This window comes from Fulvivirga sp. AWR4_260 (genome assembly GCF_056158185.1).
The window spans coordinates 2,181,754-2,194,309 of record NZ_JBSWSU010000015.1 but is presented as its reverse complement, the minus strand read 5'-3'; the positions used below and the strand labels follow the sequence as shown (position 1 = coordinate 2,194,309).

Here is a 12,556-nt window from a genome sequence, read left to right as displayed (position 1 = left end):
TTATGGTTATTACAAATCCCATTTTAAGAGGCTTTCACCCCGACCCTTCTATTATTAGAGTGAAAGATGACTTCTACTTGGCTACAAGTACATTTGAATGGTTTCCTGGTATACAGTTGTATCACAGCAAAGATCTTGGCAACTGGTCATTATTAAATCACCCGCTCAATAGTAAAGAGCTGATAGACCTAAGTGGCAACCCTGATTCTTGCGGAGTTTGGGCGCCATGTTTATCCTACAAAAATGGAACCTACTATCTGGTATATAGTAATGTGCGTTCATTTAAAGGAGCTTGGAAAGACACCCATAATTATTTGACTACTTCCAAAGACATTCACGGGTCTTGGGACACTCCTGTATACTTAGACAGCAGGGGTTTTGATGCTTCTTTGTTTCATGATACCAATGGCAAATCATATTATATAAGTATGCTGGTTAACCACAATCAGCAAAAGCTTTTTGGAGGCATAGTGCTCCAAGAATTCTGTACCGAAAAAAAACAGCTCATAGGCGAAGTTCATCATATATTTGATGGCACGCCACTAGGTTGCACGGAAGGGCCACATCTATATCAAAAGGATGGATATTACTATTTATTGACTGCTGAAGGCGGAACAGAATATGGGCATGCAGTAACTTTATCACGCTCAAAACATATTTTTGGTCCCTACGAGCCACACCCCAACAATCCAATTTTAAGCGCAAAAGATAATGCAAATGCACCGCTTCAAAAAACAGGTCACGCAGACATAGTTGACGATAGCATAGGTAACTGGTACATGGTATACCTTGCAGGCAGGCCATTAACCACTAAAGGAAGATGTACACTCGGAAGAGAGACTTGCATAACCAAATTAACATGGCCCGATAGTGAATGGCCTGCCTTATCATCATCATCGCCCATAGCTCCTGTAGAAGTAGATTTACCATTAGTTAAAGACTATAATAATCAATTAATTAGTAGACATTACCATTTCAAAAAATGGAATAATGAATTGCAATCTTTAAGAATACCAATTACAGAAGAATGGCTATCCATTAATGAAAGACCAGCTTATTTAAGATTAAAAGGACAAGAGTCATTAAGCTCGCTACATCACCAAAGTTTGGTGGCCAGGCGAGTTCAGCATTTTAAAGTGAAGTGCACAACAGTTTTGGAATTTGCCCCAGAAAATTTCCAACAGATGGCTGGGCTCATATTTTATTATAACACCTGCCACTTTCATTACCTCTATATCACTAAACAGGGGCAAAAACGAATAATCAGTATTATAACCTATGACAAAAGCAAAATCACAGAACAAGAGATAATCCCTATTAACCATAATTCTGCTATAAGATTACAAGGGGTAATAGCCTATAATGAACTTCAATTCTACTATAGCATTGATAATAATGAGTATAAGAAAATTGGCCCAATACTAGATGCTTCGATCCTTTCCGATGATTACGTTAGAGATGAAAAAAATGTTTATCAACCAGCATTTACAGGTATGTTTGTAGGGCTATGTTGTCAGGATTTAACCGGAAAAAAATTACATGCTGACTTCAAATATTTTGAGTATGAAGAGTATGCATAATTCCTTTAAAAGCTTATTTCTATTTTCTCTACTGGTTATTCTTTCGTTTGCCTGCTGCAAAAAGAAGCGCACTGCTTCCAATAAAACAGTTGATAGCCTCCATACACCCCGAGCACTTGCCAAGTTTGAGCCTGAAGATGGCAAAGTAATACTCTTTGTAGGACAGGAATTAGCAGCCATTGGAGGATTAGAAGAGTATAACGATGGTTATCTTGATCATTTTGATAAGCCAGCAGGCTTCACTATGTATACTAATTTAATGCCTGGAGACTCCTCTTTTGGGTATCAGCTTCAAGGTCTTGACGGCATCTATTCCACTGCCAATTGGGGCGATGGTCCTAGCAATATGAGTTTACAATTGGCCGATTCTGATTTTAATCATATGGCTTTAGCCATTGGCCTTTCTTTAGTAAACCATGAACATGAAATAGCTAAAGGCCAGCAAGACTCCAGCATTATCAAACTTGGCCAGTTTATAAAAAGCCTTGGCAAGAGGCCTGTTTTCCTCAGGGTTGGATACGAATTTGATGGCCACTTGTGGAACCATTACGACCATGATAACTACCTTAAAAGTTATAAAAGGATTCATCATATTTATGATTCATTACAAGTAAAAAATGTAGCCTTCGTGTGGCAATCTACTGGCTGGGTAAGCAGCTTAGATGATTTAGAACATTGGTACCCCGGAGATCAATATGTAGACTGGTGCGCCTATTCCTTCTTTTCACGCTTTGAAGAAGCCAAAATGATCACCTTTGCCAAATCAAAAGGCAAACCCGTTTTTATTGCTGAAGCATCTCCTAGCATAGGTAGCGAAACGGTAAAGTTTGATGGATTAACCAAACCTTTAGCTTTAAGTGATACAGAGCAAGCAAAAGAAGTATGGCTAAAATGGTTTATCCCATTTTTCAAAACTATTGATGAAAACCCTGAAACGGTGAAAGCAGTAAGTTACATCAATTCCTATTGGAAATCACAACCCATGTGGAAAGAGAACCCAAGTTTTAAAAACATTGATGCTCGCCTTCAGACCAGCAGTTTTATCACCAAAAAATGGAAGCAAATAACAGGAAAGCCAAAATATCTAAAGGCCACCGCTGAATTATATGAACAATTAGGCATTAAATAACTTCTATAAAATCACCTAAAACAGCTCCTTTTTCTAGCTTAAGCTTTTTCCTCAATCTGTATCTACGTGTTTCCACACCCCGCACAGACAAATTGAGCTGATTGGCTATATCTTTTGTATTCATTTTAACCTTTAATAAGGCCAACAATTTGACATCGGAAAGTGATAACTCAGGGTAAGTTGCTTTGAGGGTTTTGAAAAAATCTCCATGAACCATATTGAAATGCTCTTCAAAATCCGCCCATCTATTTTCCTTATCCAGCTGCCAGTCAATCTTGCGTGTAATCTTTTCAATCTGCTTTTGAATATTGCCATTAGCCCCCGGCAATAGTCTCAGATCATTTTTAACGTCTTGTAAAAATTCATCTCGTATTTGCATTTTCATATGCATTTCCATCAAGTCTTTAGAGTTTTCTTCTAGCTTTTCCTCCATGCCCCAAAGCACCTCTCTGTGGGCATCTTTAACATGGCTTTTATTTTCAGGCAATACCTTTTTTAAGCAGGATTGCCAATAAGCATAAGCCCTTTGACATGATGAAGTATCGTAATTAGGCTTATAAACTGCCAGTGGGTTTATTCCTTGTAATGCTTCATCTATAGAGCTATAAACCCCAGCTCCAACACCGGCTGCTCTGGCTGCCCCTAAAGCAGTAGTGGTATCAATCACTTCTATATTACAATTTAACAGGTTAGCAATCGTCATAGAAAAAGTTTCTGATTGAAACATGTTATCATTACCCACCTTTAAAACGCCCACTTCAAGACCGAGTTCCTTTAATATATTCACCCCATGCACAAACGAAAAGGCGACTCCCTCAAGAGCTGCCCTATACAGATGAGCTCTATCATGCCTATTAAACTGTATATTAAAAATATGGCTATTAATATTTTTATTTTCTAGCATTCGCTCAGCGCCATTACCAAATGGTAAAATACACAAGCCGTTACTCCCAACAGGTACAGAAGATACCATCCGCTCCATATCTTTATAATTCCGATCCGTCCTGGCTATCTGGTTTTTCATCCAACTATATTGAATACCCGCACCGTTAAGACAAAGTAATACTCCTATCCTATCAAAGTTGTGCTCATAGTTTACATGCGCAAAAGAATTTACACGAGATAAATTATCGTGCATTGGCTGATCCATAATACCATAAACTACTCCCGATGTGCCACTAGTTGCGGCTATTTCATTGGGGTTCATCACATTCAAAGCTAAAGCATTGGTAGGTTGGTCACCCGCTCTATAACTGAGGGGTGTACCTTTTCTAAGGCCAGTATATGCCGCTGCTTCTTTGGTAAGCCGCCCTTGAATTCCAAATGTTGGTATAGATTCGCATAGTAAATCAGAAGATATTTCATAATAATCAAGCACTTCGGTAGCCAGGCGTTTGTGCTTAAAATCCCACAAGATACACTCAGAAAGTCCCGATATGGTAGTACTCAATTGACCCGTTAATTTATATGCAATATAGTCTCCCGGTAGCAGGCATTTATATACACGTGAATATACAGTGGGCTCATTGTCTTTCACCCACTTGAGCTTAGAGGCTGTAAAATTAGAAGGTGAATTAAGCAAGTGCTGCTGGCAATATTCCTTTCCAAGATCATTATAGGCAGCTTTGCCTATTTCTACCGCCCTGCTATCGCACCAAATAATAGCTGGTCTTAAAACATTTAAATCTTTATCTAATAGCACCAAGCCATGCATTTGATAAGACAATCCCACCCCTTTAATGTCCGCAGTGTCCACATCTAACTTAGCAAACAGCTTTCGCGTAGCCATAATTAAGTTTTGCCACCACACCTCTGGCTGTTGCTCTGCCCAGCCATTTTGCCTACTAATAATATCCATTTCTGCCTCTGGATACTGCTCAGTGCCTAATGCCTCATTGGTATCTGCATTTAACAATGATACTTTCACAGATGAGCTGCCTAAATCATAACCTAACAAATACATATATTTTATCTTACGCCATTACCACTTCACCATCGTTGTGAAATAATAAAACAAATATTTATGGTCAATTTGACCATAACAATAAATATACTATTTATTTCAGAATATACTCAAGCATACATCTGATAAGAATTACATAAAATTTATATACATGATTTAAAGAAGAATATGCAAATCAATAATCATGAAATAACAATATTTTGCCGCTTCATGAAGCATAGCATGTAATAATTACACAAAATGAAGTACTTATGAAGTACTAAAAGTCGAGAAGGAATTTATTTTCCTTATATTTTTGATAAACAGCCTCGTCAAACTTAAATAATTTAGCGGCTCTATGGGACACATTGGTTTGTTTCTCATTCAAGTCTACCAATAGCTTCATACCCAATATCTTTCTTCGAAAGTTTGGCTTATCCAATTTAATCTGTAGTATAGACTCATAAAGATTCTGTAATTGATGCAGAGTAAATTTTTCTGGCAGTAAATTGAAACCTATAGGTTCTCTTTTTACCTTACCCTTTAACTCTTCCAAAGCATGCATCAAAATATCTTTGTGGTCATATGGCATATCAGGTATTTCGTCTAAAGAAAACCATTGAGCCTCGGAGGCCGTATATCCCGCTACCACGGCATAATCACTATCTTTTATTAAAGTATAAAATGCCACTGTGATTACTCGCCTATCCGGAAACCTGTTTACAGCACCAAAAGCCTTTAATTGTTCCAAAAAAAGCTTGTCTATTCCGGTCAATAAATATAAAATTCGGTTAGCGGCTTCATCTAAAGATTCATCATAAGTAATCCATCCCCCAGGCAAGGCCCACCTACCTTCGCTAATGCCACTGGCATGCTTCACTAACAAAACTTTCAGCCTATCAGTGAACCCAAAGACCACACAGTCAATGGTTAAATCTTCCATTATATTATCATTCATGGGTTGTTCAAGAGTTTTTACAAAGTAAAGTGAAAAATAGTTAAACTAAAGATAGTCAATGTGACTATAAGATGTTAACTTTAGCTAAACTTCTCATATAAATAAATGTACTACTTAGGTTTTGACATAGGGAGTTCATCTATCAAAGCTGCTTTAATAGATGCATCAACCAATAAAAAAATAGGTATTTCTAGCTACCCAAAGCAAGAAATGGAAATTATGAGCCCCGAACCGGGTTGGGCCGAACAAGATCCAGAATTATGGTGGACTAATGCATGTTTGGCTACTAAAGAGCTTATCGATAAGACCAATATTGATCCTTTAGCCATTAATGGTATTGGTATAAGTTATCAAATGCATGGGCTAGTAGTTGTGGATCAGCATCATAAAGTGATCAGGCCGAGCATCATTTGGTGCGATAGCCGTGCGGTACCTTATGGAGAGGCCGCCTTTGATGGCATAGGTCATGACAAATGCCAACAACAGCTGCTTAACTCACCGGCCAATTTCACGGCTGCTAAGCTCAAATGGATAAAAGAAAATGAGCCTGAAAACTATAAAAAAATCCATAAAATACTGTTACCTGGAGATTTTATAGCCTTACGTCTTACTAACGAAGCCACTACAACGGTATCAGGTCTATCCGAAGGCATATTTTGGGATTTTAAAAACCACGAAATCTCTAAAGACCTGCTAAGCTTCATGGGTTTCGACCAAGCTTTACTTGGTACCATTGTACCCACATTCGGTAATCAGGGTTTAGTAACACCTACTGCTGCTGCAGAGCTAGGTATTAGGCCTGGCATAATGGTGGGGTATAGAGCTGGTGACCAACCTAACAATGCACTTTCTCTGGGGGTGCTGCATCCTGGTGAAGTGGCAGCTACAGGCGGAACTTCCGGAGTGGTATATGGTGTGCAAGGGCAACCCGTATACGATGAGCATGCCAGAGTAAACAGCTTTGCCCATGTTAACCACAGTTCGGAAAATGAACGAATAGGTGTTTTGCTCTGTATCAATGGCTCGGGCAGCCAGTATCGCTGGATAAAACAAACCATGGCTAGTGAAGATCAAAGTTATAATGACTTAGAAAAGCTAGCGCAAACAATACCTGTTGGGGCTGAAGGGCTAAGAATTATTCCATTTGGAAACGGTGCTGAACGCATGTTATCTAACCGCGATCTTTTAGGCCATATGTTCAATGTGCAGTTTAACAGACATCAAAAGCCACATTTCTACAGGGCTGCTTTAGAAGCCATTGCTTTTTCATTTATGTATGGCATAGAAGTACTTAAGGAACTGGGTTTAGACATTAATAAATTACGCGTGGGTAATGACAACCTGTTTCAATCCCACATTTTTAGTGAAACTATAGCAAGCCTTGCCCATGCACCTATTGAAATGGTAGAAACTACAGGAGCTGTAGGTGCTGCACGAGGTGCGGCTTATGCGTGTAAAGAATTCAGTACACTAGAAGAAGCCACCAGAGGAGACGATATTCTTAAAATATACGAACCAGCAACATCTATAGATAATTACACAGAGGCATACCAAGAGTGGAAAAGCCTTTTACAAGATTTATTACAGAAATAACGAACGCTAAATAAACATTAAATACGCTAAACATGAGTAAACGCACTATAATAGGTAACAAAGAATACTTTAAAGGTATTGGAGAAATTAACTTTGAAGGCAAAGAATCGGACAACCCGTTTGCTTTTAAATATTATGATGAGAATAAAGTAGTAGCAGGCAAAACTATGAAAGAACATTTCCGTTTTGCCATTGCCTACTGGCATAGCTTCTGTGGTACTGGAGGAGATCCATTTGGGGTGCCTACCAAATCATTCCCGTGGTTATCTTCTACCGACCCTATACAGCAAGCTAAGGATAAAATGGACGCTGCATTTGAGTTTATTACTAAACTAGGAGCTCCTTACTTCTGTTTCCATGATTTTGACTTAGTAGATGAGGCCGACACTATCAGTGAATCAGCAAAAAGGCTAGAAATCATAACCAACTACGCCAAACAAAAAATGAATGACTCAGGCGTAAAGCTACTTTGGGGAACGGCCAATCTATTTTCTCACCCAAGGTACATGAACGGTGCCGCTACCAACCCTGACTTTAAAATAGTAGCCCATGCAGGCGCTCAAGTAAAAAATGCACTAGATGCCACTATTAAACTTAACGGTGAAAACTATGTGTTCTGGGGTGGTCGTGAAGGTTACATGAGTTTACTAAACACCAAAATGAAAAGTGAGTTGGATCATTTGGCTAAGTTTTTACATATGGCTAAAGATTACGCTCGTGCCCAGGGTTTTAAAGGTAACTTTTTCATAGAGCCTAAACCTATGGAGCCAACTAAACATCAGTATGATTTTGATGCGGCTACTGTAATTGGTTTCTTAAGAGAGTATGATCTACTCAATGATTTTAAACTCAACCTTGAAGTTAACCATGCTACTTTGGCTCAGCATACTTTTCAGCACGAGGTACAAATTGCCGGTGACGCAGGCCTGCTAGGTAGTATGGATGCCAACAGAGGTGATTATCAAAATGGTTGGGATACAGACCAGTTTCCTAATAACCTTTATGAAATTGTAGAAATAATGTTGGTGTTTCTACAAGTAGGAGGTTTACAAGGTGGCGGAATTAACTTTGATGCTAAAACCAGACGTAATTCCACAGATCTAGAGGATTTATTTCATGCGCACATAGGTGGTATGGATATTTTTGCTCGTGGACTATTGGCTGCCGATAAAATCCTTACTGACTCTAACTATTCTCAATTACTAAAAGATAGATATTCTACATTTGATAGTGGCAATGGCAAATCTTTTGAAGATGGGAAATTAACATTAGATGATCTGGCAAAAATTGCGCAGTCACAAGGAGAAGTATCTTTGACTAGTGGTAAGCAAGAGCAATTTGAAAATATCATCAACCAGTTTATATAATAGTATGAACGGTTATAATAAAAGCTTTGTAATTACAATAACTTTAGTAGCCACCTTAGGGGGGCTACTTTTTGGTTATGATACTGCCGTAATATCCGGGACGGTAAGCTCACTCCGCAGTTATTTTATAGATCCACTAGGCTACACAGAGCTTAAGGCTAACGCCATGGAAGGCTTTGTAGTTTCCGGTGCTTTGATAGGCTGTATTATTGGAGGCTTGAGCGGTGGTTATTTTTCTGTAAAACTAGGAAGGCGTAGATCGTTAATGCTTGCTGCCATACTTTTCACCATATCCGCTCTTGGTTCATCAGTACCTGAGTTAGGCTTTGGTGAAATTGGTGAAGGCAACTTTTTAGGTCATTTTATATTTTATAGAATTCTGGGTGGTATCGGTGTTGGTTTAGCATCTATGCTCTCTCCCATGTACATTGCAGAAATGGCTCCCGCAGAGAAAAGGGGCAATTTAGTCTCTTGGAATCAATTTGCCATAGTATTTGGCATGCTGGTAGTCTATTTCGTTAATTATTTTATTGCTCAGCAAGGTGATGCTTCATGGCTAAATACTGTAGGCTGGAGATGGATGTTTGCTTCTGAAATAATACCTGCCTTACTATTTTTTGTGCTATTATTTACGGTTCCTTTTAGTCCTCGTTGGTTAGTGCAGCAAGGCAAAGAAGACGAAGCCAGCGCTACTTTACAAAAAATCAATGGCCAAGAAAAAGGGCTGAAAGTATTGAGTGAAATTAAAAACAGCCTAGGTGATAACAAATCTGGCCCACTATTCTCTTATGGGTATTTCATAATTATTATAGGGCTTTTGCTTTCTGTTTTTCAACAATTTGTAGGCATAAATGTGGTATTATATTATGCTCCAGAAATATTTAAAAGTGCAGGAGCAGGTACCAACGCAGCCATGCTACAAACGATAATTGTTGGTGCAATAAATTTAATATTCACTGTAATAGCCATTATAGTAGTAGACAAGCTAGGAAGAAAGCCTTTACAAATCATAGGAGCTGTGGGTATGGCCATAAGCATGCTGATGCTGGGGCTATCATTTACTACATTTAATATGGGCGTATGGTCATTGATTTCAATGATGCTTTATGTAGCTTCTTTTGCTGTTTCTTGGGGGCCAGTAGTATGGGTGCTGCTAGCTGAAATTTTCCCTAATAAAATTAGAGGTAAAGCTATGGCCTTAGCGGTAGCTGTTCAGTGGGTAGCTAACTTCTTAGTTTCATGGACTTTCCCTATGATGGATAAATCCACCACACTAACGGCTATGTTTAACCATGGCTTTGCATACTACGTATATGGTATCATTTCTATTTTTGCTGCCATATTTATGTGGAAATATGTGCCTGAAACGAAAGGTAAGACATTAGAAGAAATGGAATCTTTGTGGAAGTCTTAACTAAGACCAATACTTAATCATAACTTACAAAAAAATAGGGCCTTCATTGCTGAAGGCCCTTATCTATATATCTCAAATTCATCACTATATTAATTATGGAACGTGTATTATAATTATACAGTTCTGATTGAGTATAGATAGTTTGCTAATTAAGAATGTAGCGAAAATTACAGGTTACTAATTCACCACTTTTTATTTTCAATTCAAATGTTCTATCGTTTAACGACCTAATAGCCAGATTATTTGTTTGAATCTCACTTGGATATGGCGTTTTAATAATTACCTTTTGGTTAGACTGCGAACGCAAAGAGAGCGAAACACCTTCTTCAGACCATTCTACCGCATCATAACTTAAGCCATCGCATAATAAACCCCCTTGCAAACTCCCATTGGTCCATTCACCAGGTATAGCCGGAAGTAGGTTTATAGTATTATGGTCAGAGGTAATAATCATTTTTATAATCAAGGCAGGCAAACCACCGCTGATATCCATATTAAATAAGCCTTTTACATTATGATATGATGCGAAGCTATTAGACCAATACTTAGACGATAACCACTTAACAGCATCATATGCTTGAGTACCATTTCCCATATTTGCTGCACTTAACCCTAGTTGCACAAGGCCAAAAGCCATTTCTCCCCCATTTTCCTTTCTACGAAATTCCAACTTCTTGTCTATCAAACGCTCTGCACCAAGAAATAAAATTGAATCGGACAAAATATCATCATCCGCTCCATTAAATAGGCTATAAAGTTGAGATACATGCCTGTGTTCGTAATTTTCTTCAAGGCTATCCACAGCCCATTCTTTTAAAACACCCTCTTCATTTACCATATAATCAGGCATCTTGTCTATCATTTGCTGCCACTTTTTAAGTCGTCTATTTTTTTCACCTATCAACTTACCTGCTTCAATAGCATGTGTTAATACTTGTTTGGCAATCATAATATCCATTGTAGCGTTTACAGCCACTTGACTGTTACTGTTGGCGGGGTTATTTTCAGGGGAATAAGAGGGAGTAAATATCCAATTTCCATCCTCACCTTCTATTAAAAAATCTTCATAAAAAAGCGCTGTATTTTTTAGCCATGGATATGCATGCGCCCTCAAAAATGTAAGATCTTGAGTGTAGTTATAATAGTCGTACATAATGTCTGCCGCCCAGCCTGCTCCACCTGTCCATAAGGAAAGACACCAAGTTTTATTAAAATCAGTAGGCCAGCCAGAAGTGGTAGTATGTGCTGGTAGATTAATACCACGAGCTTTAAACAAACGGAGAGCATTGGTCTTAAATTCAGGCGTAAAATGTTCTAAATACTGAACATACCCTTTCATTAATTCGGGCATATTGCCAGGCATAACTACCGCCATGGCAGACGGAAGATTACCATCATGAGTATAACCAGAACCCCACGGAGCCATCCAATCGCCAGCCCAAACTCCTTGTAAGTTGGGAGGTGACTGCCCAGCACTACTCAAAATATTGTACCTTCCTGCATCAAACACCTGTTCTATCATGGCTGCAGATACCCCTTGCTGATCTGTATTCAGTATTAATTCTTCGCTATTGAACTGCTTTAATGCGGGATCTGCATTAAGATCTAGTTTCATACGACTAAAAATTGAACCATGGATAGTAGCATGGCGCTCAAGCAATTGATTATAGCTTTCAGCCTTTGTATTTAATTCCTTTTTATATGTATCAATTAAAGACTCACTATAATTATAATTCACCCCTAACTTAACTAACAAAGTCACCTGCTCAGCTCCTTCCACATAAATTTTACCCTCCTTAGAAGAAGTCGTACCACCATCTACTATCAACTTACCTACACCTTCATACCCCTGAATACTTCCTGTATACCTTTTCTTAAAACTACTTCTGTAAGTCAACCATTGACCTTGTTCGGTATCAGATGACATTTCGTTAATGTAATTATTGATAAATGACCACTGATTCCATTCTATAGGCCTATGCTGAAAGTTAACAACTACATCAAACCTATGATCCGATTGCATATTTATAACCAAAATGCTATCTGCTCTTGATGCAAATACATTCCTTTGAAATTGACCATTGTTATCTTCCCAAGCTGTTGATGCAACTCCTGTATTGTAATCTACAGACCTCACATAGCGAATAATATTGCCAGACTCCTGTTCTATTTTAACATCAAAAGCTGGCAAAAAAGGCTCTCTCTCATCTACATAATCATTTGTAACCCTCAACTGGGCTGGTATGTCTGCTGCGTGTTGATATTCTCCCTTGCTAATTAACGACCTCATTAGATCGAGCTTTGCTCCCTGATTAATAAGCGAATCCGATTTATGAATGGGCAAAAAAAGGCTTCCATGACTAACTATAATGGTTTCTTGATGTGGATCTCCCATTACTAGAGCCCCCAACGTACCATTACCTGTCAATAGCGCATTTTCCCATTTCACGGCAGGTTTCCAACTTGTAAAACCACGCTCAGGCGATTTAAAAAAGCTATTTTGAGCTTGAGCTGTACTATTTACAATAAAAAATAGCGTTAATAATAAATATATGTTCCTATACCTCATTTAA

General features: G+C 38.4%; 8 protein-coding genes. 5 read left to right on the top strand and 3 right to left on the bottom strand.

Annotated elements, in window-relative coordinates; all coding sequences use genetic code 11:
• Positions 1–2: 2 nt before the first annotated feature.
• Both ACXACQ_RS15615 and ACXACQ_RS15610 read left to right on the top strand, forming a co-directional pair.
• The gene (locus ACXACQ_RS15615; protein WP_474976894.1) at positions 3–1,580 is read left to right on the top strand and encodes a glycoside hydrolase family 43 protein; all 1,578 of its coding nucleotides are present in this window, start codon (positions 3–5) and stop codon (positions 1,578–1,580) included.
• Entirely contained in the window at positions 1,564–2,709 is a 1,146-nt protein-coding gene (locus ACXACQ_RS15610; RefSeq protein ID WP_474976893.1) for a glycosyl hydrolase, read from the top strand. The genes ACXACQ_RS15615 and ACXACQ_RS15610 overlap by 17 nt, the downstream gene beginning before the upstream one ends.
• Here ACXACQ_RS15610 and ACXACQ_RS15605 read toward each other — a convergent pair.
• The gene (locus ACXACQ_RS15605; protein ID WP_474976892.1) at positions 2,702–4,672 is read right to left on the bottom strand and encodes an FGGY family carbohydrate kinase; all 1,971 of its coding nucleotides are present in this window, start codon (positions 4,670–4,672) and stop codon (positions 2,702–2,704) included. The two genes, ACXACQ_RS15610 and ACXACQ_RS15605, sit on opposite strands and share 8 nt — an antisense overlap.
• 259 nt (positions 4,673–4,931) lie before the next feature.
• Entirely contained in the window at positions 4,932–5,609 is a 678-nt protein-coding gene (locus ACXACQ_RS15600) for an NUDIX hydrolase (RefSeq protein ID WP_474976891.1), read from the bottom strand.
• 105 nt (positions 5,610–5,714) lie between these two features.
• On the opposite strand from ACXACQ_RS15600, the gene ACXACQ_RS15595 reads away from it, so the two are divergent.
• The 3 genes from ACXACQ_RS15595 to xylE are packed head-to-tail and all read left to right on the top strand — an operon-like array spanning position 5,715 to position 9,983.
• Positions 5,715–7,202, top strand: a complete 1,488-nt coding sequence (locus tag ACXACQ_RS15595) for a xylulokinase (protein WP_474976890.1) — start codon at positions 5,715–5,717, stop codon at positions 7,200–7,202.
• Positions 7,203–7,234: 32 nt separating this feature from the next.
• Complete coding sequence (gene xylA / locus ACXACQ_RS15590) at positions 7,235–8,569, top strand: xylose isomerase (RefSeq protein WP_474976889.1); 1,335 nt, start codon at positions 7,235–7,237, stop codon at positions 8,567–8,569.
• 4 nt (positions 8,570–8,573) lie between these two features.
• Positions 8,574–9,983: a D-xylose transporter XylE gene (gene xylE / locus ACXACQ_RS15585; RefSeq protein ID WP_474976888.1), complete on the top strand. Its 1,410-nt coding sequence runs from the start codon at positions 8,574–8,576 to the stop codon at positions 9,981–9,983.
• Positions 9,984–10,128: 145 nt separating this feature from the next.
• On the opposite strand, the gene ACXACQ_RS15580 is transcribed toward xylE, so the two are convergent.
• On the bottom strand, positions 10,129–12,552 hold the full coding sequence (locus ACXACQ_RS15580; protein ID WP_474976887.1) for a glycosyl hydrolase family 95 catalytic domain-containing protein: 2,424 nt from the start codon (positions 12,550–12,552) through the stop codon (positions 10,129–10,131).
• Between the last annotated feature and the right edge of the window lie 4 nt (positions 12,553–12,556).